This window comes from Pelosinus fermentans DSM 17108 (assembly GCF_000271485.2).
GTDB lineage: Bacteria > Bacillota > Negativicutes > DSM-13327 > DSM-13327 > Pelosinus > Pelosinus fermentans.
Window position 1 is genome coordinate 1,199,768 of the sequence record NZ_AKVN02000001.1, and the last position, 25,906, is coordinate 1,225,673.

Consider the following 25,906-nt stretch of genomic DNA (forward strand, 5'->3'; position numbering starts at 1 on the left):
TGAGATTGGAGGAGAGCAGGTTGACCTCAGATTATATTGTTCAATTAAAGCATGTCAGCAAAACATTTGGCGGCATTAAGGCGTTAGATGATGTTTCTTTAGATATTAAGCGTGGTGAAGTTCATGCCCTGGTAGGTGAGAATGGAGCAGGAAAATCCACCTTAATTAAGGTGTTGTCTGGTGTTCATTTTCCAGATGATGGTGCCGAAATCTATATTAATAATGAAAAAGTTATCATACGAAATCCAATGGATGCTATTCGCAAGGGAATTTCGGTTATTTACCAAGATATTAGTTTGTTTCCCAATTTAACGGTTGCCGAAAACATCTGCATTGGCAATGATGAAGTGTGGAAAAGGAAGCTGAATTGGTCTCAGATTCAGCAATTGGCTGAATCTGCCATTGCAAAAGTAGGGGCAGCGATTGATCCTGGCATGATGTTAAAAGATTTGAATTTGGCTTCCCAGCAAATTGTTGCTATTGCCAGAGCGATTAGTTTTAATGCCAGCTTAATTATTATGGATGAACCTACATCTGCCTTATCATCAGGAGAAGTGGAGAATTTGTATCAGATTGTTGATAATTTGCACAAAAACAACATAGCTGTTTTATTTATCAGTCACAAATTTGATGAAATCTATCATGTTGCTGCCCGCGTAACCATATTAAGAGATGGTAAATTTATCGCTGCTCATGATATACAGGATGTGGATCGTCCAGAATTAATACGGTTAATGGTTGGCAGGGATGTAGAATATATCTCCATGAATTCTGAAAAAATCTGGGATGAAGAAGTTTTAAAGGTGAATCATCTAAGTAAAAAAGGGAATTTTCGTGATATTTCTTTTTCTTTAAAAAAAGGTGAAATTATTGGGATTACAGGTTTAGTTGGTTCAGGGCGCAGCGAATTGGCAAAGGCAATCTTTGGTCTCAATAAGCCGGATTCTGGTGAGATCATCTTGAATGGCAGCGCTGTTACTATTGCTTCCTCCAATGATGCTGTTCAGCACGGCATTGGCTATGTGCCGGAAAATAGACAACTGGAAGGACTTATTGGTAAAAGCAGTGTCTGCCAGAATATTACCTTGCCCATTTTAAACAGTCTTTGCAATTCCTATAACTGTGTAGATGTAGCAAAAGAGAGGCTGCTTGCTCAGGAATATATTGAAAAATTAGATGTCAGGCCTAAAGATATGGACAAATTGGTTGGGCAGTTAAGCGGCGGCAATCAGCAAAAAGTAGTTCTGGCAAAATGGCTGGTTACAAAGCCCAAGATTTTAATTACAGATGAGCCTACAAGCGGCGTGGATATAGGAGCAAAAATTGAAATCCATAAAGTTCTGCGGCAATTGGCCAATAGCGGTATCGGTATAATCGTCATTTCCTCAGAACTGCCTGAAATAGTAGCAGTCAGTGACAAAATACTCGTTATGCGGCAAGGCAGCATTGTTAGTGTTATCGATAAAAATCATGCAACTCAGGAAGCCATTTTAGCAAAAGCCTTAGGTGCATAAATGGTAACTCTATTATGAGAAAAGGAGGATGCACGATGAGTTATTTGCTCAAAAAACGTGAGTTTGCCATGTTTATGATGCTTATGGTTATTAGTTTCTGTATATCACTCATAACTCCCGCATTTCTGACGCCGTCAAATTTGCTCAGTATCGTTATGAATAATATTATTTTAGCAATTATGGCTATGGGCATGACATTAGTCATTGTTACCTCAGGTATTGATGTATCCGTCGGCTCCCAATTGGGTTTTGCCGCTATATTCGTTGGTTTGGCAGCTTTAATTCCTGGTTCTAACATTGTTACCGTTCTGACTGTGGGAATTATCTGTGGAATTGTATTAGGGCTTTTAAATGGTATATTGATTGCCGGTGCTGAGATACCTGCCATCGTCGTTTCCTTGGGTACCATGAATATTTTTCGGGGAAGTTTGCTGCTGTATACAAATGGAAAATGGGTTACTTCATTGCCTGCCTGGTACACAAGCTTGTATAACACCACCGTAATGGGAATTCCCATTCCTATTATCATTTTGCTATTGGTCATTGGGGCAACGTATTTTATTGCCCAGTATACTCGGTTAGGACGCAGTATCTATGCCTTAGGCGGCAATCCTGCCATTGCATCACGGGTGGGTATCAATACAGGAATGGTAACCATGTTTGTTTTTGCCTATATGGGTGCATTAACGGGAATTGCCAGTATTTTATATGGGGCACAATTAGCAACCATTGATCCGAATGCAGGGACATCTTTTGAATTAATGGTTATTTCCGCTGTCGTTATCGGTGGTGCAAATGTTTTAGGGGGGAGCGGCAGTTTGCTGGGCAGTCTGATTGGTGTGCTGATTCTTGGTGTATTGCAAAACGGTATTATTTTGATGCGTATAGAGCCTTACTGGCAGAATGTAGTTGTCGGATTGATTTTAATTACGGCTGTAACGTTAGATGTTGTGAATAACCGTAAGAAGGAAGAACGTAAAAAAGTAATCTATGTAGCCGAAGAAGTAAAGGCAGGTGGCAGCATGTGATTGGAGTAAAGCGGTCTCACGAATGGATTCTACTGCTGTTTTTCATAGGCTTGATTATCATTATGAGCTTATTGGCGCCTTCCTTCTTAACCGTTAACAACCTCTTATCTGTTACTCAGCAGATGTCAGAATTCGGGATCTTAGCCTTAGGTGTTACTGTTGTTATTATTACTTCTGGCATTGACCTTTCTGTCGGGTCCATTGCTGGCTTGACTACCATTGTGATTGCCATGACCTATGGCTGGTCTGGCAGCCTTGTTGCAGCGATTCTGCTAGGAATCTTGACAGGAGCATTATGCGGCGCATTTAATGGGGTATTGATCGCGAAAATTGGCGTACCGCCGATTCTGGTAACCTTGGGAACGATGACATTCTTCAATGGCATCGCATTGGTACTAAGTAAAGGCAATGCGATTTCTGACCTGCCGGAGGAGTTTTACTTTGTAGGACAGGGTTACTTGTTTGGCAATATACCCGTGCAAACTGTAATTTTTCTTGTACTGGCAATTTTGACCTCTCTTTTATTATCCAGGACACCGTGGGGACGAAGGGTATATGCAGTGGGCAATAATTCTGTTGCTGCAGTTTTTTCTGGGGTGCGAGTCGATAAAGTACTGCTGTATGTATATATTTTTGCCGGTATTATGGCTGCTGTTTCTGGCTGGATTATATCCTCCAGGGTTTCTACTGCCAGAGCGGATCTGGGTGCCGTATATGTAATGCAAAGCATTGCAGCTACTGTTCTCGGAGGAACAAATATTGCCGGAGGCTCTGGCACCATTTTTGGTACGGTAATTGGTGTCAGTGTATTTGCAGTGCTTGCTAATGGGCTAAATCTGATAGGGGTCAGCCCTTTTGCTCAAAACTTATTGATGGGATTGGCTTTGATTTTGGTGCTGCTCATTAATAATATGTCGATTATCAAAAGGAAATTTACAATATTTATCCGATGACGAAACTGCGATAAGTGCGACTATGCCGGTGGTGGAAGTACCCGGTTTTTAAGGAGAACAAGGCTTCATAGTAAAAGAAAGGAGGAGCTGTGGTAGAGCCGATTAGGAACTAGGTATTTCAAAAATATAATAATGAGGTGACCTCTAGATGAAAGCTAAAAAGATAGTTACAATGATATTGGTTTTTATGTGTACTGCATTGTTGTTAACTGGATGTGGCAGCAGCAGCAGTAATGCTCCTAAAGCAGACAACGGAGGGAAGGCGGATAAAAAAGTAGTTGCAATGGTTCCTAAAGTAATCGGCAGTCCTTATTTTGACACTTGTGCAGAAGGTGCGAAAAAAGTAGCTGCTGAATTTGGTTTTGAATTTCTCTATACAGGTCCAACCTCTGCAGATGCTGCACAGCAAGTTAATATTATTCAAGACTTAATCAATAAAAAAGTGGATGTATTGATCGTTGCTGCTAATGATGCTCAATCTGTTGCTCCAGCTCTCAAGAAGGCAAAAGCAGCCGGAATTAAAGTAATGACCTATGATGCTGATTCTACACCTGACGCTCGCGACTTATTTATTAATCAAACCACTCCTGAAATACTTGGCCGTCATATTATGGACAATGTAGCGAAAGAAATCGGCGGCAGTGGTGAATATGCAATCTTAACAGCCTCATTAACAGCCTCAAATCAAAATGTCTGGATTAAATGGATGAAAGAGCAGCAGGCTGATAAATATCCCAATATTACTCTTGTAACCATTGCACCAAGTGAAGAAGATCAGCAAAAAGCATTTGCACAAACTCAGAATTTAGTGAAAGCCTATCCGAATTTAAAGGGGATTGCTGCTTTATCTACCGTTGCTGAGCCAGGAGCTGCCCAGGCAATTGAACAATTAAACGTAATTGGGAAAATCAAGCTGGTTGGTTTGGCTACCCCCAATGGAATGAGACAATATCTAAAGAGCGGCGCGGCCCAAAGTGCTACCTTATGGGATGTTGGTAAGCTTGGTTATTTGAGTATGTATATGGCAAAACAACTTCTTGACGGGAAAACTCCCACTGATGGCATGGAGGTTCCTACTGTAGGTAAAGTTGCTTATAAAGCCGATAATAAAGAAATTATTATGGGAGAGCCTTTAGATTTTACTAAGGAGAATGTAGATACTTTTAATTTCTAAAAGGGATGGGGTATAAATGATTCGTAAAGCATGCCTTATGAAGGTGTTTGCTAATTGTCACGCAGAGTATAAAAAAAGGCATGATGAAATATGGCCGGAAATGGTGCAGATGCTTAAAGAACATGGTGCACATCATTATTCTATCTATCTTGATCCTACCAGCAATACCCTGTTTGCCTATTTGGAGATTGAAGATGAAGAAAGATGGAATAGAAGTGCCCAGACCCAGATCTGTCAAAAATGGTGGGACTATATGAAAGATGTGATGGAGACCAATCCGGGTAATTCTCCAATCGTCATGAATTTACAAGAGGTATTTTATCAAGAATAAGCTGCAAAAAGGAGCAATTCTGATGGAAAATCGTATTTATTGAATGAAACTTCCTATTTTGGTGCTGGGTTCATCCATGCCATTCATGAGGAAGTGAAAAGTAGGCAGTTTAAAAAAGCATTAGTCGTAACAGATAAAGATTTATTGAGTTTAATGTTGCACAAAAAGTAACTGCAGTCTTGGAAGAAGCCCAGATACCCTATGAAATTTATAACAATGTAAAACAAAATCCTACGATTGAGAATGTGCAAAGTGGCGTTAAGAAATTTGCGGTAAGAAGAAGACCTGCTGTGATTAGCAAAGATAGCTTATCAAGATGTATGTACTTCGGGAAAGTCGAAAGATACAAATGAAGTAGAAATATTAGAAATTTACAAAAAAGCTTTTCAATGATGAAATAAGATAAAAGGGAGCTGCATCGTAGTTAAACGTAGCTCCTTTTTTTGTGAGTATAGAGCGTATATGTTTTCAGATGGGAAAACATAAAAATTTTTATGAACTACAAAGACACAATGCTGCTGATGCAGCACATTAAGGAGAACATATAAAAACAAAATCATTCTTGACGAATTAATTAAAGCATGATATATTTGACTCGAAATACAGATGCAAACTTAATTCGCATATGCATAACGAGGAGGGGCTTCTTATTTTAAAAATAAATAAATCGGCATCTAGAACGATTGAATTATTGAATTTACTCGCAATCAGTTCAAAGCCATTGACGCAGCTAGAGATTAGCCAATCTCTGGGTATGCCTAAAAGCAGCACTTATGAGCTTATATATACATTATTGGAAAAGGGAATCGTGGAATTTGATAATGAGGACTTAAGAACTTTCCGCTTGAGTCTCAAAATCTTTGAAATGGGAATGACTGTTTTAGATAAGACTGATTTTCATAAAATATCCCGACCTTTGCTAGAAGAATTAAGTTTCAAAACAGGTGAGACAGTATTTATGGCGGTGGAGGATAAGGGGGCCATCGTATATGTAGATAGAGTTGAGAAAAACACTTCCATAACTACTTCCGCAGGGTTAGGAACAAGAAGACCGATGAATTGTACCGGTCTAGGAAAAGCCTTATTAGCCACTTATTCAATGGAACGAGTTAAAGAAATCTGGGAAATGCGAGATCAAAAAGCTATTTATACCAACTATACCATTCGAGAATATAATGACCTAATTGATGATCTTCAGCAGACTCGTGAACGCGGTTATGCTATTGATAATCGGGAAATAGAAGATGAAATATTTTGCGTTGCAGCACCTATCTATGACCGTACAGACAAAGCCATTGGTGCTATTAGTATAGCGTCAATTTATTTAAAAATGGATCAGAAAAAGACAGAAACATTTGGGAAAATGATAATGGAGACTGCATTAGCTATTTCAAAAAGATTAGGGTTTCGTAGAAATCAAACTTATGAAAAATTAATACATTAAATTGTATTAATTTTTCAACAGGGTAATTTTTATTAACATGAATATCGAATTTGATTCGCATGTATGAATCGAATTATAATTGAATGTAATAGGAATATAGAGTTATTTTAGATTAAGTCTGACTTGAACTAAGATAGCTGTTATAGAAATAGTTTTAAAGAAAGGAGTGTTATTCGATAGTTAGGAAAAATTAACTGTTTATTCAATTAATACTAAGAAAATGGAGGGGAAAATAATGCGTCAGAATAGTTCAAAAGTGGTAGACGGTATTGATCGGAGTCCACAAAGGTCATTATTTAAGGCAGCAGGATTAACAGATGGTGATTTAAAGCGGCCATTGATAGGTGTAGCAAATTCATGGGCTGAATTTATTCCAGGACATATGCCGTTAAGGGATTTGGCTGCTTATGTCAAAAAAGGCATTAGCAAAGCTGGTGGAACTCCCTTAGAATTTAATACGATAGCTCTTTGTGATGGTATTGCAATGGAACACCAAGGAATGAAATGTGTACTTCCTAGTCGTGATCTCATTGCTGATTCGGTGGAAATGATGGTTCGAGGTCATGGCTTTGATGCAATTGTAATGTTGGCATCCTGTGACAAAATTATACCAGGAATGTTGATTGCTGCTGCTAGGCTGGATATTCCTGCTATTATTGTTACCGGGGGGCACATGAAACCAGGTGTCTATAAAGAGCAAACAAAGTTACATAGTGGTGATGGTTTTGAAATGGTTAGTAAATATTATAATGGTGAAATTACTGAGGCTGAATTATCGGAGTTTGAAAACGTTGTTTGCCCTGGTGTAGGATCGTGTTCTCATATGGCAACGGCTAATACAATGAGTTGTGTAGCTGAAGCGCTAGGTATGTCTCTTCCAGGATGCGGAGCATCGCCTGCGTCAAGTGGAGAAAAAAATCGTATTGCCGAACTTACTGGGGAACAAATCATGAGCTTACTAGAAAAAGGCATTACGGCTCGTAAGATCATTACAAGAGAAAATGTAGAAAATGCGATTAAAATGGTATTAGCTGTTGGTGGATCTAGCAATGCCACCATCCATTTGCCAGCGATTGCTCAAGAAGCGGGTGTGGATATAGTATTAGATGATTTTGATAAGCTGAGCAAGGAAACTCCATATATCTGCTCGCTGACTCCAGGTGGAAAACATACCATACAGGAATTATATCATGTTGGCGGTATTCCGGTTGTTCTTAAGCAATTGGAATCTTTACTACATCTTGATGCGTTAACTTGTACTGGTAAGACCTATCGGGAAAACTTAGCGTCAATTCACTATGTAGATACTGAAGTTGTCAAAGACGTGAGAAATCCTTATCGCTTTGAAGGCGGAATTGCAGTATTAAAGGGGAATCTGGCAGAAAACGGTGCGGTTATTAAACAGTCTGCTGTTGCGGCGGAAATGATGGTATGTCAAGGTAGTGCCAAAGTATTTGATTGTGAAGAGGATGCTATGGAAGCCATTCATAGTAAAAAAATTGCAAAGGGCGATATCGTGGTCATCCGCTATGAAGGACCTAAAGGTGGACCAGGAATGCGAGAAATGCTGGGTGCTACTTCTGCAATTTGTGGCATGGGGCTAGACAAGGAAGTGGCATTAGTAACGGATGGACGCTTTTCTGGTGCTACGAGAGGCCCTGCTATTGGGCATGTTTCACCTGAAGCAGCAGATGGGGGGCTAATTGCAATCGTAAAAGATGGTGACAAGATCATAATTGATATCCCGAATCGAATCCTTAGAGTGGAGTTGGATCAAACTGAAATTGCAGCTAGATACGCTAATTTTATACCTAAGCAGCATACTGAAACAGGATATTTAGCCAGATATGCCAAAAATGTTCAGTCTATTCACAAGGGCGGACTTCTTAAGGCATAATGTTTTATGATACTGAACTAGATATAAAATTAGTAGGTACAAATAACCAGGAGGAATGACAGTGGATAAGAAACAAACATTTAGGGGAATTATCCCACCAGTACCGAGTATTTTTACGAAAGAGGGAAAGTTGGATTTTGGTGGAATGGGACGCTTGATTGATCACGTAATTCACGGCGGCGTTCATGGACTATTTTTTCTTGGTAGTGGCGGAGAATTCATTAGTATGTCCGAAGCACTGAGAAAACAAACTGCTGAGTTTTGCGTTAAGCATACAGCTAGGCGTGTGCCAGTATTGATTGGGATTGCAGCACCAGGGACTGATGAGACTATTATGTTTGGAAAACATGCAGAATCCATAGGTGCTGATGGAGTCGTAGTTATTAATCCGTATTATGGATTGTTAGGCGAAGAGAATCTATACAATCACTATAAACAAATTTCTAAAGAGCTGAAACTACCAATTCTTATATATAATTATCCAGGGGTCAGTGGGCAAAATTTCCCTATTCACATATTAAAAAGATTAGCTTTAGAATGCCCTAATATTATAGGTTTAAAAGATACTGTAGATACAATGAATCATATCAGGGCTGCAATTTTAGAAGTTAAATCGATTCGTCCAGATTTTCTGGTTTTTTCAGGCTTTGATGAATATTTGCTAAGCACACTAATTATCGGTGGTGATGGTTGCGTGCCTGCTAGTGCCATTTTTGCTCCACATTTAACTGTAGGGATATATGAAGCTTTTCAGAAAAAGGATTATGAAAGTGCTTTTGAGCTTCAAAGGCTTTTATCCTATGTGCCACAGGAAATTTATCCATTAGAATCTCCTTTTTATGCTGTAATAAAAGAAAGTGCTCGTATGGTGGGTGTAGATATTTCTGCTCACGTGTTGGCACCTGCCGCAGCTTTGTCAGAAGAAAAAAAACAATTACTAAAGGCATCCTTAAAAAAAATTGGAGCCATTTAGTGAGATACCTTAAGTGCTTTATCGCTGTTGTAAAGTAGATTTCTTTATTGTATGTTGTCAAGGATTGACTATATTTCCGTACGTGTTCCTTGACAACTATACATTTCAAGTGAGAAAGGGATAGAAAAAGAGGAGCTTTAATATGTTATGGTTTATGAATTTAATTCGCATATGTGAATTATGACTGCATATTGTGAAGCTGCTTTATAAAAATTGGTGGGAGAGAGGAGGGTTTATCATAATTAGAGGATTATTTAAAAGGTAAGTCAATAGTTGTTGATTTTTTGTCCATAATAGTCTAAATATTCTGTTGGTACTTTCTGACAGAGTAGCAATAGGACGTAAATAACTGGAGAATGCTAGTAATCTAAAAGTCGAGGAGTGTGTTATGAGTATGGAATCTGTTCAAAATAAGAGACTTGCAGATCAAGCTATGGATAAAGCCCAAAGAAAAATGGTGCCGTTTATTCTACTCATGTACGTAGTTGCATTTTTGGATCGCGCCAATATTGGATTTGCCAAACAAGTTTTACAGGTTGACACGGGTCTAAGTGATGCGGCTTTTGCTATGGGCGCTGGCATCTTTTTCTTGGGCTATGCGATTTTTGAAGTGCCAAGTAACATTATGATGCATCGATTTGGAGCAAGGGCTTGGCTAGCTCGGATCATGATCACTTGGGGAGTTGTGGCTGCTGGGTTTGCTTATGTAGAAACGGAAGCATCATTTTTAATGCTTCGCTTTTTGTTAGGCTTGTGTGAGGCAGGATTTTTTCCTGGTATAATCTATTACTTAACTTTTTGGTTTAGCTCAAGTCGCCGTAGTACGGTCATGGGATTATTCTATATGGGTGCACCTCTATCCTTGATTTTTGGTTCGCCAATTTCAGGTTTACTCTTAGATATGGATGGGATACTTAACTTTCATGGTTGGCAGTGGATGTTCTTAGTAGAAGGATTATTGGCAGTGGCTGTTGGAATATGGTCCATATGGTATCTTGTTGACAGACCTCAAGATGCTAGTTGGATTCCAGATAATGAGAAGCAGGCTCTCATTGCTGAAATTCAAGACGAAGATAATAACAAACCCAAAGGAAACGTTAGTCCACTCAAGGTTTTGGGGAATCCTAAGGTTTTATTTCTATGTGCTATTTATTTCACAGTTCAACTAAGTGTATATGGCGTCACTTTTTATTTGCCTACTCAGGTAGCCGCGTTATTAGGGAAAAAAGTGGGGACTATGGTTGGTATAGTTAGTGCTATTCCCTGGATTTGTGCCCTAATCGCTACCGTTATCATTCCCAGATACTCTGACCAGTCTGGAAAAAGAGGTATTCTTGCAGCTTTACTCATGGGTTGTGGAGGTGTGGGGCTCTTTATTTCGAACACAAGTTCACCAGTGCTTGGGATTTTTGCACTTAGCATAGCATTGGCAGGATATGTGTCTGTCCAGCCAATTTTTTGGACTATGCCTACACGATTTCTATCTGGTATAGCGGCAGCCAGTGCAATTGCTCTTATCAATTCCGTCGGTAATTTAGGAGGCTTTATTGCCCCTAACTTACGCGTATGGGCTGAACAGACCTTTCATAATTCTTATGCAGGGCTATATGCTATTGCTACATTAGCCTTGGTAGGAGCATTGCTCTTGCTGATTTCTATTCCTCTAGGTATTGGGCAAAATACAACATGTATGCGAAGCCCTATTCATAGTTCCCATGAACCGCAGAACAAGAAGATCGACTAGTGTATATAAATCATCGAATGAATAACGTTAAGATATGAAAATTATAAAAAGAGGTGCTTGTCATGGCAAATCGTATTGTATTGAATGAAACTTCCTATTTTGGTGCTGGGTCCATCCATGCCATTCCTGAGGAAGTGAAAAGAAGGCAGTTTAAAAAAGCATTAGTCGTAACGGATAAAGATTTATTAAAGTTTAATGTTGCGCAAAAAGTAACTGCAGTTTTGGAAGAAGCCCAGATACCCTATGAAATTTATGACAATGTAAAACAAAATCCTACGATTGAGAATGTGCAAAGTGGCGTTAAGAAATTTGCAGAGGAAAAAGCAGACTTTTTGATTGCTATTGGCGGTGGTTCCTCTATCGATACAGCCAAAGGAATCGGCATTGTTACTAATAATCCTGAATTTTCCGATGTGAAGTCTCTAGAAGGGGTTGCAGATACCAAAAATAAAAGTGTGCCAATTATTGCTGTGGCTACGACAGCAGGCACGGCAGCAGAAGTAACGATTAACTATGTAATTACGGATGAAATAGCGGTAAAGAAGATGGTCTGTGTAGATCCCAATGATATTCCGATAGTGGCGATTATAGATCCGGAATTAATGACTTCCATGCCAAAAAGCCTTACTGCTGCTACTGGTATGGATGCTCTTACTCATGCGATTGAAGGCTACATCACAAAAGGAGCATGGGTATTGACGGACATGTTTGAATTAAAAGCCATTGAGCTCATCACAAAACATCTGGAAAAAGCAGTTTTTGAACCTGCCAATATTGAAGCTAGAGATGGTATGGGTACCGCACAGTACATAGCTGGTATGGGGTTCTCAAATGTAGGGCTTGGTATTGTCCATTCCATGGCTCATTCGTTAGGAGCGGTTTATGACACGCCGCATGGTGTGGCTAATGCACTATTGCTGCCTTATGTTATGGAGTATAATGCATCTGCTACGGGAGAAAAGTATAGAGAAATTGCCCGCAATATGAACGTTGAAGGCGTGGATACTATGAGTCCCGAAGAATATAGAAAGGCGGCTGTTAATGCTGTAGTTACCTTGTCTAAAAAGATAGGAATTCCGCAAAAGCTAGTGGAAATTGGCGGTAAAGAAGAAGACTTGCCGCGATTAGCAAAGATGGCTTATCAAGATGTATGTACTCCGGGAAATCCGAAAGATACAAATGAAGCAGAAATATTAGAAATTTACAAAAAAGCTTTTCAATGATGCTTTTGTAGCGAAAGCTTCTTTGAGGCAGTGAATTGAGGTGAAACGAGCTGTGTAGGATTATCTACGTAGCTCGTTTTTGTTTGTTTAAATTTAGATAAACATCCAAGAAAGATTGCGTTTGTTATTAATGTTAACTATAATTACTATAAAAGATACTAAACGGAGGTATGATATGGTTGATTCAATTGATTCGAAAGTGTTAAAGCAACTAATGGAAAAAGCCCGCACCACTTGGGCGGAATTGGGAGCTCTCTTAGGTTTATCAGCGCCAGCGGCAGCTGAGCGCGTACATAAGTTAGAGGAGCGTGGTATTATCAAAGGATATTATGCGCTAATAGACCCTGAAGCAGTTGGCTATGGCTTAGCTGCGTATATTGCTATCTATCTTGACAAGCCTGAACATCGAAAAGGATTTCTGGAATTTGTGCAAGATACGAAGGAAATACAAGAATGTCACCATATTGCTGGAGACGAGGATTATGTGTTGAAAGTACGGTGTAAAGGGACACGCGATTTAGAACGGATAGTGAGTGAAAATATCAAATCCATTCCAGGTGTTGCTAAAACACGTACTACGGTCATTTTATCTACAGTGAAAGAAAATCCTATATTGCCTATATAGAGAAGATTGGAGTTAGGTAGAAATTCACTCCAATAAAATCAGAGAGGAAGTTGTTTGCAGATGCTGGATTCGATGTGGCTGATCAAGGGCCTATTACTGGGATTTTCTATCGCCGCTCCGGTGGGGCCTATTGGAATTTTGTGTATTCGTCGAACATTAACCCAAGGGATGCGTAATGGGTTGGCTGCAGGTTTAGGAGCGGCAACTGCAGATGCTTTTTATGGAAGTATAGCAGCCTTTGGACTTACCATAATTACGAATTTATTTGTAGATAATAGCCTATATTTTCGTATTGTAGGCAGTGGTTTTTTATTTTATCTTGGGTATGGTACTTTTATTGCCAAACCTGCTCCAATAAATGAAGAGGTTTATCAAGACGGATGGATAAGAGCCTATCTTACCACGTTTTTCCTGACCATAACGAATCCGATGACCATATTGTCTTTTAGTGCTGTTTTTGCAGGTTTTGGGATTGTTGATGCAAAAGACGATTTCTTTTCCTCTTGTTTATTGGTAACAGGAGTATTCTTAGGATCTTGCTTATGGTGGTTTATGTTAAGTGGAACGGTTCAGTTGCTGCGACATAGATTCAATTACCAGAGATTGATATGGGTTAATCGCATATCAGGCACTCTTATCGTTGGATTTGCGATTGTTTCCTTGTTAGGCTGTATAAGTTTTAAGTTAAACAATTAAAAAGAAACCACAAAGGCGCAATGCCGCTGATGCGGCACCCAAAGGAGTACACAAAATAAGTTATAAATAGAACTCTTTGTGTCCTTTGCGTCTTTGTGGTTCGATTTTATATATGTTTTATTATGCTATTTCACATATTCGAATTCATTTACAAAATCGATAAAGGCTTTGCAAGCCAGAGGTAAAATTTTATTTGGTTTCCAAATGAGACCCATTTCAAGGAACAGGTGGGGGTGAAGAGGGATCTTTGTGACGTGGTTTACGACCTTTATTGAATTCTTTGGTAAAAAGGAGATTCCCACTCCTTTTGCTACTAATGCTTTTATGGTCTGAAATTGGTTTGTTGAGAGTGCGACCCTGGGAACTAAACCGTATTTTGCATATTCATCCAAAATGATTCTTCGCAGGACAAAACCTTCATTGTAGAGTATGATGGGTTCATCTTTTAGTTGTTCAAAGGTCAAAAAGGGCTGGCTGCTTAAGGGATGGTCAGTAGGAAGGCAAACGACGATTTCTTGTGAAGTAATTAAGTGGGAATGAAGGTCGGTTAATGTGGGCGGTAAGATGACAAGACCTACATGTACGTCTTCCTGTTGTACCAAATCAACAGCTGTTGAAGATCCGTCTTCGATAACGGACATCTCAAGAGAGGGATAGCTTTTCTTAAAATCTGCAAATAACTGAGGGAACACATACGCTCCCAATAATGGCGGAACGGCAATCCGAAAAGTACCTCGCGTCAAATTCTTATATTCAATCATGGTGTTCTGGGCAGCAGCCATTCTTGCCAAGATATCTTCTGCCAAACTAAGGAATACGACCCCTTCTTCCGTTAGTAGTACTTTTTTCTGGGTTCGGTCCAGCAGCTGAAATCCTAGTTCTTCCTCTAACTTATGAATGGCTTTCGAAATAGCTGGCTGAGATATGTGCAATTTATGAGCAGCTGCCGTGAAATTCTTTAGTTCAGAAACAGTAACAAAATATTCTAATTCTCTTATATCCATTTTTTATTCCACCCCGTCAATAACTTATAGTTATCATACCATGATTAATTGATATTTTCATTATATTTAGGATCGTACTATACTAAAAGTGCAGAAACTAGTACCTTGTCAGCTTTAAAACTGTAGGAAAATAGACCGTCAGTATTCACTGATTTAGGGCTGATAAGGTACTATATAAAGTGTTCTTGCGCAGAGTGAGGAGAGATTTATAATGGAAAAAGAATATCATGAAGGAATGTTAGCAGGAGAGCTTTTAGCTGCTTCTTGCGTTGGCACAGCAGAAGGAACGATTCCTGAAGATACCATAGTAACAAAGTCAAAGAGAATTGTTCGCTATCAAGATAGCGATGGAAACATACATTATGGCGTTATTGAGGGAGAAACTATCTTTCAATTAGCCAATGAATTTGCAGAAATCGCTGCTGGTACATGTTCCTATGAGGGGACGGAAGTCGCTCTTGGAGATGCAAAAATTCTAATTCCTGTAGAGCCATCAAAGGTAGTCAATTTTGGCTGGACATTTGCCGGACATGCTAAAGAAACGGGTGGTACGGCAAATTTAAAAGAACCTTTTCTTTTCTTAAAACCGCAATCTGCGCTAATTGCAGACAAAGAAACCATATGCTTGCCGCCAATTGATTTAACGAACAAGGTTGAGCTTGAAGGCGAAGTTGCCTTAGTAATTGGTAAGAGCGGCAGAAACATTCCGGAAGAAGAGGCGTTAAGCTACGTTTTTGGTTATACCGTGTTTAATGATGTAACGGCAAGAGATTTGACTAAAACAGACCCGCAGTTTACACGGGGAAAAGGTTTTGATACTTTTGGACCTATTGGGCCATGGGTGGTAACTGGTATTGATCCGACCCATTTGAGAATTGTTACAACCTTAAACGGAAAAGTGGTACAGGATGGAAACACAAGTGAAATGTCCTTGAGTATTCCATTTTTGATCAGCTGGGTTTCAAAGATCATGACCCTGGAAACTGGTGATGTTTTGGCATTGGGATCTCCTTCTGGCACTTGCCCGATGAAATCCGGTGACGTGGTAACGGTAGAAGTGGAGAACATTGGTAAGCTAACGAATTATGTGAAATAATTTGAAAAAATATATAACGTTATAAAACAGAAATGAACCGCGAAGATCGCGAAGAAAATACGAAAGACACGAAGGATATTATGACTATTTCATATCCTTCGTGTTCTTTATAATCTTCGCGTCTTCGCGGTTTAAAATGTTTTATTATTAAATACAGTCTATATTTTATATTATAAAACTTCTTGACAAAAGATCAATGTCCTGTGATAATGAATACACCATTACAAAAAAGAATTATGGTGTGGGATTTGAAATGTGGAATGCTACTTTGAAAAGGCAGCGCAGGATGTACATCATTGATCTTTTAGGAAAAACTTTATAACAAAAAGTAATGACTAGGAGCGACGCAGCAGATAAAACGCTACAGAGAGCTGGCGGTTGGTGTGAGCCAGAGCGAAATTGTGAGTGTCATCTCGCCTAGGAACTCTTTTGCCGAAATCAATACTGTTGCAGCTGCATTCCGTATTGTTAAGCAAAAGCGCCGCCGAGCGTTAATCGGAAGTCTGATTACATAATCAGATGCAATGAGTCCAATGTAGGGTGGTACCGCGTATCGTCGCCCCTATCAACGCCAATAAAAGCGTTGATAGGGGCTTTTTGATTTGGCAAAAAGAAATAAAAAAGGTGGAGAGTCGTATGGTAACAAGGAGTATAAAAAAGAAGAGTATAGTAAGTCTTTTCCTGATGGTTTTAGCGGTTATGGTTCTAGGATGCGGCAGTGAAAAGTCTGAGAATAAAGGGGGGGCAGGCTCAGATGGCAGTACTGCTAAAATTGGAGTGGTTTCCTATCTGACTGGAGCTGGTGCGGCTTATGGTGAGTCAATCCGTCAAGGATTAGAACTGGCTAGAGATGAGGTCAATGCCCAGGGAAAAGTAAAGCTTGAACTTATTTTTGAAGATTCTAAAGGTGAGAAGAATGAAGCGATTAATGCTGTTAACAAACTGATTCACAAGGACAATGTATTATCCCTCATTGGTCCCACATTAAGTGGTGAAATGTTTGCTGTTGGACCAATTGTCAATCAAGAAGGAGTACCCATTATGGGAACGTCATTGACAGTAGAAGGAATTACGGAGATCGGCGATTATGTCTTCCGCAATTCTTTGCCTGATTCGGCTGCTATACCACAGTCTGTAAAAAAGGCTAAAGAAAAATTCAATTTGAAAAAAGTAGCGATTATGTATTCCGATAATAATGATCTGGCGGTATCAGGGTTTAAGATATTTGAAAAGACTTTAAAGGAAATTGGCGTAGAAGTAATTGCAGTGGAAACGTTTGCTGACAAAAATACTGATTTTTCCGCTCAGTTAACCAAGATTGCCACACTGAATCCTGATGCCATTATGGTTGCTGGATTGTATCAGGAGGCTGCGTTGATTCTTAAAAAAGCACGGGAAATTGGAATTGTTGTTCCCGTTGTTGGTAATAACGGCTTTAACTCGCCGCAGCTGATTAAATCAGCTGGTAATGCAGCCGAGGGAGCCATCGTAGCGAGTCCTTGGTTTCCGGGAAAAGATGATGCTAAGGTTAAAAGCTTTATAGCTGCTTACAAGGCAAAATACAATAAAGAACCTGACCAATTCGCAGCTCAGGCTTATGATGCACTGCAAATTATGGCAATTGCAATCGAAAAAACAGGCTCAGTTACGGATCGGCAAAAACTTCGTGATACATTGGCTACGGTCAAAGATTATTCGGGTGTAACTGGTACGTTTGCCTTTGATGAGAAACGTAATCCGGCGATGGATGTTACGGTTCTCGTTGTAAAAGACGGTCAGTTCACAGAACTAAAATAAGGTCGAGTAAGGTTAAGACTGGGGGAGTTATACTTGTTTTTGCAGCAGATGGTTAACAGCATCACCTTAGGCAGTACCTATGCATTGATTGCTTTAGGCTACACCCTGATTTTTGGTGTATTAAATATTGTTAATATGGCTCATGGTGAAATATTCATGTTTGGTGCCTTCATTGGTTTGATTTTGGCTACTAAATTCAAGATGAGTATCTTTAGTGCCTTGTTCGGGGCTATGATTGCAGGAGCAGTGCTGGGCTATCTTATGGAGCGTGTGGCACTGAGACCGCTGCGCCGTCGTAAGGTTTCTGAATTAGCGCCGCTGATTAGTACGATTGGGGTATCCATTTTTCTTGAGAGCTTGGCACTTCGACTATTTGGACCACAAGCGCAATCTTTTCCATCCATTTATGCTGCACAACTATTTGAGGTGGGCGGACTTAAAATTTCAGCGGTGCAGATTATTATTTTGGCCATTTCATTTGGGCTAATGGTTGCTTTGCGTTTCTGGCTGGCAAAAACACGATTGGGCAAATCCATTCGTGCTACGGCTGAAAATATTGAAACGGCTAATCTGTTAGGTGTGGATACACAAAAAGTAATCGTGCTGACGGTTATGCTGGCATCGGCTCTGGGAGGAGGAGCTGGGGTACTTGTTGGGCTGGCCTTTAATGCAATCGAGCCAACCATGGGAATTACTATGGGATTCAAAGGGTTAGCAGTACTTATTTTGGGTGGTTTAGGCAATATTACCGGAGCAATGGTTGGCGGATTGCTCTTAGGCATCGCTGAAATATTCAGTGTAGCCTATGGGGTATCGTCGTACCGGGATGCTGTAGCTTTTGGTTTCATTATTTTACTGTTATTTTTGCGTCCTCAGGGGATTTTTGGCAGCAAAGAGCAGCAAGGAGGACGGTAGGCATGGAGTTTTTATTAAATCCGTATTATATGCAGCTCATAACTTTTATCATCATAAATGCCATTTTAGGCATTAGTATTTATCTAACGTTGTCTACTGGACAATTATCCTTGGGCAATGCCGGTTTTATGAGCGTAGGAGCTTATACTTCAGCTCTTCTTACTTTAAAAACTGGAGTTCCTTTATATGCAGCGGTTCCTTTAGGCGGCGCCGCGGCTTGTCTATTGGCAGCAATCATCGGTATTCCCACCACTCGATTGCGGGGCATCTATCTGGCAATTGCGACTCTCGGGTTTGGCGAAGTAGTTAGGGTGATTATTCTCAATCTTAAGATTACCAATGGTGCTTTAGGGCTTTCGTCAATTCCTTCTATGGGTGTAATGCTCAGTAAAGGGATTGCTGCTTTTGGGCTAGCAGGTGGTATTGGCGGAATCGGTGTACGGCAATTAGGCAGTATTGCTGTGATTCTCATTCTGGCTCTGATTTTAGGGTTCTTGATTTTTTTTGCCTTGCGTCTTAGCACTTCCCGTTTAGGCAGAGCATTTGCTGCAATTAAAGCGGATGAACATGCCGCAGAAGTTTCTGGTATTGATACCCGCTACTATAAATTATTAGCCTTTTTTATGGGGGCTTTTGTAGCTGGTATTGCTGGTGGTCTGGCAGCCCATATCACTTTTTATATTGGCCCGAAAGATTTTGCGTATCATCGGGCAGTAGAAATATTATTGTTTGCTGTTCTCGGTGGCAGTGATGTGGTATGGGGACCAATTTTAGGAGCAGTACTTCTGACCGTATTGCCGGAAGTACTGCGGTTTGCCACTGAGTATCGGGAGATGATCTATGGGGGAATACTAGTTTTGATGATGGCTTTTCGTCCCCAGGGACTTATTAGTGAAAGTACTCTTGCATTATGGCGGGCAAAGCTGACTCGTGGGTCTAAGGTTGCGGGCCAAGATGAGGTAACAAGGAGGACGACGCCATGACCTTACTACTTGAACAAGTCACGAAACAATTCGGTGGTTTGGCGGCTCTGACGGATGTGGGTTTTACGGTTAATCCAGGAGAAATAGTAGGAGTTATTGGACCGAATGGAGCAGGTAAAACCACATTGTTTAATCTCATTACGGGTGTACTGGCACCTAGCTCTGGCAGGATTATTTATCAAGAACAATCATTAGTCGATTTTAAACCACATAAGATTACAGAACTGGGGATTGCCAGAACCTTTCAAAATATTCGTCTGTTCGAGCATCTTACAGCCTTAGAAAATGTTGTAATTGGCGCACATTGCCGAATGAAGGCCGGATTGTGGCAGGGCATATGGCGTACAGTTGCTCAGCGGCAAGAAGAAAAAAATATCCGCGAAAAGGCAAGAGAATTATTGAATTTAGTAGGAATTGGTGAAGATGAATTGTCTTTGGCAGGAGCCCTGCCCTATGGCAAACAGCGGCGTTTGGAGATTGCCAGGGCGTTAGCGTCCCAGCCGGATTTATTGTTACTTGATGAACCGGCTGCTGGAATGAATGAGAGTGAAACCGATGATCTTCAGATATTGATAAAGAAAATTCAAGCATTGGGTAAAGCCGTTATTCTGATTGAGCATGATATGGGCTTGGTAATGAATATTTGTGACAGACTGGTAGTATTGAATTTTGGCAAAAAAATTGCCGAGGGTATTCCAAAGATCATTCAGGATCATCCGGCAGTAATTGAGGCCTATCTTGGCAAGGAGGAAGACTAATATGTTACGGCTGCAACAGCTTGCCGCAGGATATGGCAATATTAAGGCATTGAAAAATATTGATCTTACTGTCCCTGCAGGGTCGATTGTTTCTTTAATTGGCGCGAATGGTGCCGGCAAGACGACGGTTATGAAGGTTATTATGGGATTGATTAAGCCAGAGTCGGGTCAGATTTTGTTCAAAGGTCAGAATATTAGTGGGGCAGCAACCCATAAAATCGTGAGTTTAGGACTTTCTCTAGTACCGGAAGGACGCAGCATACTGTCCCGAATGACGGTATTGGAAAATTTGGAGATGGGAGCTTGCCAGCGCAATGATAATGAAGTGCAGGCAGATTTACAGCGGATCTTTCAACGATTTCCCATACTGGAAGAGCGAAAATCCCAATTGGGAGGGACGCTTTCGGGTGGTCAGCAGCAAATGCTGGCGATTGGCAGAGCGTTGATGTCCAGACCCGAATTATTGCTGCTTGATGAACCTTCAATGGGATTAGCACCGCTGGTAGTGGCGGACATTTTTAAGGTAATTCAGGAAATTAACCAAGAAGGAACTACGGTATTGCTTGTGGAACAAAATGTAAGGCAGGCATTAAAGATTGCCAAGTACGCCTATGTATTAGAAACGGGACGCATAAGTCTTCATGGCCAGGCGGTTGATATTGCTAAAGATTCACGGGTTATGGAAGCCTATTTAGGCGGCAAAAAATAAATGATTAGCAGTCTCTGGGGAAGTCTCATTTAGGACGGCAAAGGATGAGCATAACTAACGCTTCAACTTTCTACTACCTACGCTTATAGTTATGCTCATCCTTGGCCCGTTTGTGGCTATAGATAGTTTTCGAAAGAGACTGCATTAGAATGAGGAGGAACTGTAGGGATGGAAAATATGTATGTTTTTTATGAGGGAAAGATTGTTTTGGAGAGGGAAGTACATATCAGTGTACGCTGTAAAGGATTTAACTATGGGCTCGGTTGTTTTGAAGGAATACGGGCTTATTGGGATGAGACTGAAAAACAGCTGTATGTATTTCGGCTGAGAGAGCATTATGAACGTCTTCTGCAATCTTGCAAAGTGTTGTATATTAATATTCCTTATACGGTAGATGAGCTATGCCAAGCTACGATTGAATTGCTTAAGAAAAATAATCTTCAGACGACAACCTATATCAGGCCAGTTGCATTTAAAGGCTCCAATCATGTTGCTCCTAGCTTATTAGATGATGATAACCGAATTGTGATCTATTGTCAGCCGATGGGTAACTTTACGGGCAAAGATGAGCTTCGGGCCGCATTTACTTCCTGGGAACGCTTAGGGGATAACATGCTGCCGCCTCGCACTAAGCCTACAGCCGCTTATCTTAATTCGGCTCTGGCTTCTTTAGAAGTAGTGAGCAAAGGGTATGATGAGGCTTTATTTTTAACACGCAATGGTCATGTTTGTGAAGGTCCGGGGGAAAATGTATTTATGGTTCGCAATGGGAAAATAATTACTCCACCTCCATCTGACAATATTCTTGAAGGTATTACCAGAGATACAGTCATGCGTTTGGCACGCCAGGAGCTTGGCATTGAAGTGATTGAGCGCAGTATTACCAGAACGGAATTATATGCAGCGGATGAAGTTTTCTTCAGCGGTACAGCGATGGAAGTGGTGGCTGTTGTTGAAGTGGATGACCGAAAAATTGGCAATGGTCATCAAGGCCCTGTGTGCCGTAAACTCAAGGAATTATTTTTTCAGGTTGCTACGTCCAAAATAAAGACATATTCGGATTTTTGCACACCTGTATATTAAAAGTTTTGTAAAATATGGATTACAGAGGCACAACGCTGTATTGACGGCGTTGTGTCTATTCTTTGTAATCTTTACGTTTTCACAGTTCAATTTTTTTGTTTTTTTAAGGGATACATAGAGGGTTTCTAAAAAAGATCCTTGCTTGGAGGACTTTAGTCCTTAAGTTTTACTTGACTTAATAATAATAAGGCAATACAATTATATGTATAATTTGACAAAAATTTCAAAGTTAATATTGGGCAAACTTACTGAAAGGTAAGGACGCAAAGCCGTGGGTCTAAGGAATTGTCTATGACTGCCAGGTTGCGAATATAATTACAATGTAATTATTAAATTGGCACCCGCTTTCTGTAGCTGGTGCTTTATTTCGTATTCTTTATTCTCTGTGTCCTTTGTGGTTCTCATCGTAGAGCCAAAAGAATTACTAATTACCGGGAAATAGGAGATGATATAGTTGACCCTGCGATCCAAAATAACAATGCTAGTGATCGTAACCTTTGGTCTATTTATTTTTTGTGTATATGCTTCCTTACATTATTCATTGGATCAGCAATTTGAGGAAAAACAAATCTTTATTAAAAATTCAGCTACTGGTAGGTATGAAAATCTTGCTCTTACTATGCCTTTCTTAGAGGAGCAGCATTTACACCTAGTAGGTCGAAAAAGTATTTATTATGGAGCTATTTTGATATTGTGCAGTGGTTTGATTTTTAGTTTTCTGTTACCGATGATATTAGAAAAAATATTATTTCGTCGTTTGTATTCATTAATTAGGAGTATCGTCTATATAACCAAGACCCAGGATCTGTCATCAACTCTATGTGTATCAGGAACGGATGAGATTGCTATTTTGGCAGGAGAAATGAATGAGATGCTGCTCGCTCTGTCCAATGAAAAAATGTTGAGGCAGCAAGCCTTGCAAGAAGTGCAGGAGCTTAATAGAAATCTGGAAGAGCGGGTACAAGAAAAGGCAGTACAGCTGCAAAAACAGATGTATACGGATCAACTTACGACAACTCCCAACCGGCTGCAGCTGAATGAAGATATGAAAGATGCAAGAGAGCCTCATTTAGCAATTATTAATGTAGAACAATTTCGCACGATCAATGAGTTTTACGGCTATCAGGCAGGAGATGATTTATTGCTGGAACTGGCAGAACGTCTGATAAAGCTGATAGAACCATATCACTATAAATTATACCGTTTAGCAGGTGATGAATATGCCATCCTGGCTAATGAGGGAAATGAGAAGGACTTTAGTGATTGGATGCTGAATATTCATAATGTAATTGAAAAGGTGCCTTTTAAAATTCATGGTCATAGTTCATATCTTTTTGTTACTATCGGTATTGCAATTACGAAAGATAAACCTTTAGAAAAAGCACAAATGGCTTTGGAATACGCCAGGCAATACTGTCTGCCGCTAAAAGTGTATCATGATGATTTGCCTATGAAGGAGACTCATCGCAATAATCTTCATTGGATACATGAAGTGCAAGATGCAATACAGGAAGATCGGGTCATGGTATATTATCAGCCGATCATGAATACTCTTACTTTTGAAATTAGTAAATATGAAGTATTGGTTCGTCTGCTTGGCCGAGATGGGCAGGTGATTTCACCTGGAACATTCTTGCCTATTATTAAGAAAACTAAGCTGTATCCACGTCTGACAGAAGTGGTTTTAGAAAAATCTTTTACTCACTTCGCAGACAAAGATGTTGATTTTTCCATCAATCTAAGTGCAGCGGATATATTAGACCATGGAGTACAAGAGTTAATTGGAGAATTATTGGAAGACTCTTGCATCGCGAAAAGAGTCACTTTTGAATTTGTTGAATCAGAAGAATTTAAGAACCCAGAGGATTTATCTTTTTTTATCAAAAAAATAAAAGCATTTGGTGCCAAAATAGCAATTGACGATTTTGGCAGCGGTTACTCAAATTTTGCTTATATTCTTAATATGGGAGCTCATTATATTAAAATTGATGGCTCATTAATTAGTGAAATTGGAACAAATCCTGCAATGGTCGCCATTGTTGAAAGCATCGTGTATTTTGCCAAGCAGCTTGGTATTCGAACCATTGCTGAATACGTTAGTTCCGAGTCTGTTTTTCTAGAAGCCAAAAGAATTGGTTTGGATTATGTACAAGGTTACTATATAGGAAAACCAAGCCCTATTTTAGTAGAGGAAAACAAGTTCTGCTGTATTCATTAGGAGTCAGTTAAGTAATTTGCTAAAAATGATAAAGGATAATGGATTTCTCATATAATCACGTTCTCTAATCGGCAGAGGTGATTATATAAGAAATCCATTTTTGTTTTTTTATAGCCTGTAAACTAGTTTTAGTGATTTGTAATATTTATCCTATGTGGTGGCAATAATAAAGACAGAACGCTAAGGATAAATAAGGATGTGATGATAACAATGAATGAAACAGAGGAAAGCTGGAAAGAAAGTCCAATCGTGATTTTTGCAGGTGTGTTAGTAGTATATACAGTTAGCCACTCCATCATGGTATTATTTAGTTAATAAGAGAATTTGATATGGATTGGGTTTTTCGTATTTGCTGCACGATTTGTGATGGTATTGACAATTTATTATCTGCGATGTTATCCTTAAAGCATGAGAATTGTAGGTGAATTCTATGTTTGGATCTAATACCATTTGCATTGTGGGTGATGCCAAGTCACCGCAGAATGACGCAGTAACTCATCAATATGGACGTTTTTCCATTTGTTTCGTAGTAGATAAAGACTCTGGAAACATTATTACGTGCAGCAGTACATTTGCAATCAGTCTAACGAACGATTTTATTACCACCATTTTTAATAATAAGAGTTTAACAACGGATAGTGAGATCATTCGCACAGAAGTGGAAAATCGCTATTTTGGGGCTTCTCAGAAAGCGATTATTGTAGCATTTAAAGATGCTCAAAAAAAATATAACAGTATAAAAAAAGGCATTCATGTACAAATGACAGAGTAGTGATACTCTCAAAAAAATATGTGGCTGTTTCATTTATTACTAACGTAAATGAAATCCAGCAAAGCAATCCTTTTATCAGGATTGCTTTGCTGGATTTTTTTATTTAATAAGGAGGAGATATCATGAAAAGAAGTTTGCCAATTGGAATATTTGATTCAGGTATTGGTGGTCTTAGTGTTTACAAGCAAATAAAGAAGGTATTGCCAAATGAGGATATCATCTACTTTGGCGATACGGCGCGTGCTCCGTACGGCCCTCGAAATCCATGGCAAATACGAGAATTCGTGAATCAAATGCTGTCTTTTTTTGATCGCTGTAATATAAAAATAGCTGTAAGTGCCTGTAATACCATTACTGTACTGGGATTGGAGGATTTTCAGAAGAATCATGACTTTAAAATAATAGGAATGAGCACAGGAGCACAGCAAGCGATAGCTGCCAGCGTCAATAAACGTATCGGCGTTATTGGAACAGAGGTGACAATTCGTAGTGGGATGCACCACAAAAACTTGTTAGCATTAAGACCGGAGAGTAAGGTGTACGCTCAGACTTGCCCTAAATTTGCACCTCTCATTGAACAAGGAAAGTTAACTGGTATAGAAATACAAGATGCAATTGATGAATACTTAACTCCCTTAAAAAAAGAGAAAATAGATACGTTATTATTAGCTTGCACTCATTATCCGTATATAAGCGGGTTCATAAAAGAATTCATGGGAGATCAAGTGAAGGTAATTGATCCAGCAGAAGAAACGGCTAATCAAATTAGGAATGCCCTTAGCAATGCTGGGATTTTAAATGACAATGGCAAATTAGGAATAGGGAGGTTATATTTTTCAGGGCAGGCGCAGCAGATACGCAGGATTGCCGGGAATATTATGGACACTTCAAAATGCTTGTTTTTAGAAAGAAATTTGGAAGGAATAGTTTCATAAAAAGGATATTAGATAATAAAAGATAAGAACCTGT

The 25,906-nt window shown here is 39.6% G+C and carries 24 protein-coding genes and 1 riboswitch; of the genes, 23 read left to right on the forward strand and 1 reads right to left on the reverse strand.

Annotated features, from left to right (window positions below; translation table 11 throughout):
- Nucleotides 1-20: 20 nt before the first annotated feature.
- The 12 genes from FR7_RS05260 to FR7_RS05315 all read left to right on the forward strand — a co-directional run bounded on the left by FR7_RS05260 (nucleotide 21) and on the right by FR7_RS05315 (nucleotide 13,602).
- Nucleotides 21-1,514, forward strand: coding sequence for a sugar ABC transporter ATP-binding protein (locus FR7_RS05260; protein WP_007931658.1), 1,494 nt, complete (start codon nucleotides 21-23; stop codon nucleotides 1,512-1,514).
- A gap of 35 nt (nucleotides 1,515-1,549) precedes the next feature.
- Nucleotides 1,550-2,542: an ABC transporter permease gene (locus FR7_RS05265; protein ID WP_007931656.1), complete on the forward strand. Its 993-nt coding sequence runs from the start codon at nucleotides 1,550-1,552 to the stop codon at nucleotides 2,540-2,542.
- Complete coding sequence (locus tag FR7_RS05270) at nucleotides 2,539-3,495, forward strand: ABC transporter permease (RefSeq protein WP_007931654.1); 957 nt, start codon at nucleotides 2,539-2,541, stop codon at nucleotides 3,493-3,495. The genes FR7_RS05265 and FR7_RS05270 overlap by 4 nt, the downstream gene beginning before the upstream one ends.
- A 148-nt stretch (nucleotides 3,496-3,643) precedes the next feature.
- Nucleotides 3,644-4,669 (forward strand): autoinducer 2 ABC transporter substrate-binding protein, encoded by a 1,026-nt coding sequence (locus FR7_RS05275; protein ID WP_007931652.1) that lies wholly within the window; start codon nucleotides 3,644-3,646, stop codon nucleotides 4,667-4,669.
- 16 nt (nucleotides 4,670-4,685) lie between these two features.
- Nucleotides 4,686-5,000 (forward strand): L-rhamnose mutarotase, encoded by a 315-nt coding sequence (rhaM, locus tag FR7_RS05280; protein ID WP_007931650.1) that lies wholly within the window; start codon nucleotides 4,686-4,688, stop codon nucleotides 4,998-5,000.
- Between the two features lie 625 nt (nucleotides 5,001-5,625).
- On the forward strand, nucleotides 5,626-6,444 hold the full coding sequence (locus tag FR7_RS05285) for an IclR family transcriptional regulator (RefSeq protein WP_007931648.1): 819 nt from the start codon (nucleotides 5,626-5,628) through the stop codon (nucleotides 6,442-6,444).
- A 235-nt stretch (nucleotides 6,445-6,679) separates the two neighbouring features.
- A complete protein-coding gene (gene ilvD, locus FR7_RS05290; protein WP_007931645.1) occupies nucleotides 6,680-8,341 on the forward strand; it encodes a dihydroxy-acid dehydratase in 1,662 nt (553 codons plus the stop codon).
- 55 nt (nucleotides 8,342-8,396) lie between these two features.
- A complete protein-coding gene (locus FR7_RS05295) occupies nucleotides 8,397-9,314 on the forward strand; it encodes a dihydrodipicolinate synthase family protein (RefSeq protein WP_026084537.1) in 918 nt (305 codons plus the stop codon).
- Nucleotides 9,315-9,702: 388 nt separating this feature from the next.
- A complete protein-coding gene (locus FR7_RS05300) occupies nucleotides 9,703-11,058 on the forward strand; it encodes an MFS transporter (RefSeq protein WP_007931641.1) in 1,356 nt (451 codons plus the stop codon).
- Between the two features lie 62 nt (nucleotides 11,059-11,120).
- On the forward strand, nucleotides 11,121-12,281 hold the full coding sequence (gene fucO / locus FR7_RS05305; protein ID WP_007931639.1) for a lactaldehyde reductase: 1,161 nt from the start codon (nucleotides 11,121-11,123) through the stop codon (nucleotides 12,279-12,281).
- 175 nt (nucleotides 12,282-12,456) lie between these two features.
- On the forward strand, nucleotides 12,457-12,906 hold the full coding sequence (locus tag FR7_RS05310) for an Lrp/AsnC family transcriptional regulator (protein WP_007931637.1): 450 nt from the start codon (nucleotides 12,457-12,459) through the stop codon (nucleotides 12,904-12,906).
- Between the two features lie 60 nt (nucleotides 12,907-12,966).
- Nucleotides 12,967-13,602 carry a LysE family translocator gene (locus FR7_RS05315; RefSeq protein ID WP_007931635.1) on the forward strand — a complete coding sequence of 212 codons (636 nt, stop codon included), beginning with the start codon at nucleotides 12,967-12,969 and terminating at the stop codon, nucleotides 13,600-13,602.
- Between the two features lie 125 nt (nucleotides 13,603-13,727).
- On the opposite strand, the gene FR7_RS05320 is transcribed toward FR7_RS05315, so the two are convergent.
- Complete coding sequence (locus tag FR7_RS05320; protein WP_007931634.1) at nucleotides 13,728-14,606, reverse strand: LysR family transcriptional regulator; 879 nt, start codon at nucleotides 14,604-14,606, stop codon at nucleotides 13,728-13,730.
- A gap of 211 nt (nucleotides 14,607-14,817) precedes the next feature.
- Between FR7_RS05320 and FR7_RS05325 the strand changes: the two genes are divergently transcribed.
- The 11 genes from FR7_RS05325 (at nucleotide 14,818) to murI (ending at nucleotide 25,872) form a co-directional block, all read left to right on the forward strand.
- Complete coding sequence (locus FR7_RS05325) at nucleotides 14,818-15,702, forward strand: fumarylacetoacetate hydrolase family protein (RefSeq protein WP_007931633.1); 885 nt, start codon at nucleotides 14,818-14,820, stop codon at nucleotides 15,700-15,702.
- A gap of 383 nt (nucleotides 15,703-16,085) precedes the next feature.
- Entirely contained in the window at nucleotides 16,086-16,217 is a 132-nt protein-coding gene (locus FR7_RS24405) for a hypothetical protein (RefSeq protein WP_255348803.1), read from the forward strand.
- Nucleotides 16,218-16,338: 121 nt separating this feature from the next.
- Nucleotides 16,339-17,499, forward strand: a complete 1,161-nt coding sequence (locus FR7_RS05330) for an ABC transporter substrate-binding protein (RefSeq protein ID WP_007931632.1) — start codon at nucleotides 16,339-16,341, stop codon at nucleotides 17,497-17,499.
- A gap of 33 nt (nucleotides 17,500-17,532) precedes the next feature.
- The gene (locus FR7_RS05335; RefSeq protein ID WP_007931631.1) at nucleotides 17,533-18,414 is read left to right on the forward strand and encodes a branched-chain amino acid ABC transporter permease; all 882 of its coding nucleotides are present in this window, start codon (nucleotides 17,533-17,535) and stop codon (nucleotides 18,412-18,414) included.
- Between the two features lie 2 nt (nucleotides 18,415-18,416).
- Nucleotides 18,417-19,397: a branched-chain amino acid ABC transporter permease gene (locus FR7_RS05340; RefSeq protein ID WP_007931629.1), complete on the forward strand. Its 981-nt coding sequence runs from the start codon at nucleotides 18,417-18,419 to the stop codon at nucleotides 19,395-19,397.
- Nucleotides 19,394-20,155, forward strand: a complete 762-nt coding sequence (locus tag FR7_RS05345; RefSeq protein ID WP_007931624.1) for an ABC transporter ATP-binding protein — start codon at nucleotides 19,394-19,396, stop codon at nucleotides 20,153-20,155. Before FR7_RS05340 ends, FR7_RS05345 begins: the two co-directional genes overlap by 4 nt.
- Before the next feature lies 1 nt (nucleotide 20,156).
- The gene (locus FR7_RS05350) at nucleotides 20,157-20,864 is read left to right on the forward strand and encodes an ABC transporter ATP-binding protein (protein WP_007931622.1); all 708 of its coding nucleotides are present in this window, start codon (nucleotides 20,157-20,159) and stop codon (nucleotides 20,862-20,864) included.
- Between the two features lie 168 nt (nucleotides 20,865-21,032).
- Nucleotides 21,033-21,947 (forward strand): branched-chain amino acid transaminase, encoded by a 915-nt coding sequence (locus FR7_RS05355; protein ID WP_007931620.1) that lies wholly within the window; start codon nucleotides 21,033-21,035, stop codon nucleotides 21,945-21,947.
- A gap of 228 nt (nucleotides 21,948-22,175) precedes the next feature.
- Nucleotides 22,176-22,258, forward strand: a riboswitch (cyclic di-GMP riboswitch).
- A 167-nt stretch (nucleotides 22,259-22,425) separates the two neighbouring features.
- On the forward strand, nucleotides 22,426-24,165 hold the full coding sequence (locus tag FR7_RS05360; RefSeq protein ID WP_237769504.1) for an EAL domain-containing protein: 1,740 nt from the start codon (nucleotides 22,426-22,428) through the stop codon (nucleotides 24,163-24,165).
- A gap of 430 nt (nucleotides 24,166-24,595) precedes the next feature.
- Nucleotides 24,596-24,937 carry a DUF3870 domain-containing protein gene (locus tag FR7_RS05365; RefSeq protein ID WP_007931615.1) on the forward strand — a complete coding sequence of 114 codons (342 nt, stop codon included), beginning with the start codon at nucleotides 24,596-24,598 and terminating at the stop codon, nucleotides 24,935-24,937.
- 122 nt (nucleotides 24,938-25,059) lie between these two features.
- Nucleotides 25,060-25,872 (forward strand): glutamate racemase, encoded by an 813-nt coding sequence (gene murI, locus FR7_RS05370; protein WP_007931613.1) that lies wholly within the window; start codon nucleotides 25,060-25,062, stop codon nucleotides 25,870-25,872.
- The last annotated feature ends 34 nt before the right edge of the window (nucleotides 25,873-25,906 follow it).

What these genes read in the sequence shown, in the direction of transcription:
- FR7_RS05265 (WP_007931656.1), top strand. Translation starts at nt 1,550, where the DNA reads ATGAGTTATTTGCTCAAAAAACGTGAGTTTGCCATGTTTATGATGCTT.
- FR7_RS05275 (WP_007931652.1), top strand. Translation starts at nt 3,644, where the DNA reads ATGAAAGCTAAAAAGATAGTTACAATGATATTGGTTTTTATGTGTACT.
- rhaM (WP_007931650.1), top strand. Translation starts at nt 4,686, where the DNA reads ATGATTCGTAAAGCATGCCTTATGAAGGTGTTTGCTAATTGTCACGCA.
- FR7_RS05285 (WP_007931648.1), top strand. Translation starts at nt 5,626, where the DNA reads ATGCATAACGAGGAGGGGCTTCTTATTTTAAAAATAAATAAATCGGCA.
- ilvD (WP_007931645.1), top strand. Translation starts at nt 6,680, where the DNA reads ATGCGTCAGAATAGTTCAAAAGTGGTAGACGGTATTGATCGGAGTCCA.
- FR7_RS05295 (WP_026084537.1), top strand. Translation starts at nt 8,397, where the DNA reads ATGACAGTGGATAAGAAACAAACATTTAGGGGAATTATCCCACCAGTA.
- FR7_RS05300 (WP_007931641.1), top strand. Translation starts at nt 9,703, where the DNA reads ATGAGTATGGAATCTGTTCAAAATAAGAGACTTGCAGATCAAGCTATG.
- fucO (WP_007931639.1), top strand. Translation starts at nt 11,121, where the DNA reads ATGGCAAATCGTATTGTATTGAATGAAACTTCCTATTTTGGTGCTGGG.
- FR7_RS05310 (WP_007931637.1), top strand. Translation starts at nt 12,457, where the DNA reads ATGGTTGATTCAATTGATTCGAAAGTGTTAAAGCAACTAATGGAAAAA.
- FR7_RS05315 (WP_007931635.1), top strand. Translation starts at nt 12,967, where the DNA reads ATGCTGGATTCGATGTGGCTGATCAAGGGCCTATTACTGGGATTTTCT.
- FR7_RS05320 (WP_007931634.1), bottom strand. Translation starts at nt 14,606, where the DNA reads ATGGATATAAGAGAATTAGAATATTTTGTTACTGTTTCTGAACTAAAG.
- FR7_RS05325 (WP_007931633.1), top strand. Translation starts at nt 14,818, where the DNA reads ATGGAAAAAGAATATCATGAAGGAATGTTAGCAGGAGAGCTTTTAGCT.
- FR7_RS05330 (WP_007931632.1), top strand. Translation starts at nt 16,339, where the DNA reads ATGGTAACAAGGAGTATAAAAAAGAAGAGTATAGTAAGTCTTTTCCTG.
- FR7_RS05340 (WP_007931629.1), top strand. Translation starts at nt 18,417, where the DNA reads ATGGAGTTTTTATTAAATCCGTATTATATGCAGCTCATAACTTTTATC.
- FR7_RS05345 (WP_007931624.1), top strand. Translation starts at nt 19,394, where the DNA reads ATGACCTTACTACTTGAACAAGTCACGAAACAATTCGGTGGTTTGGCG.
- FR7_RS05350 (WP_007931622.1), top strand. Translation starts at nt 20,157, where the DNA reads ATGTTACGGCTGCAACAGCTTGCCGCAGGATATGGCAATATTAAGGCA.
- FR7_RS05355 (WP_007931620.1), top strand. Translation starts at nt 21,033, where the DNA reads ATGGAAAATATGTATGTTTTTTATGAGGGAAAGATTGTTTTGGAGAGG.
- FR7_RS05360 (WP_237769504.1), top strand. Translation starts at nt 22,426, where the DNA reads ATGCTAGTGATCGTAACCTTTGGTCTATTTATTTTTTGTGTATATGCT.
- FR7_RS05365 (WP_007931615.1), top strand. Translation starts at nt 24,596, where the DNA reads ATGTTTGGATCTAATACCATTTGCATTGTGGGTGATGCCAAGTCACCG.
- murI (WP_007931613.1), top strand. Translation starts at nt 25,060, where the DNA reads ATGAAAAGAAGTTTGCCAATTGGAATATTTGATTCAGGTATTGGTGGT.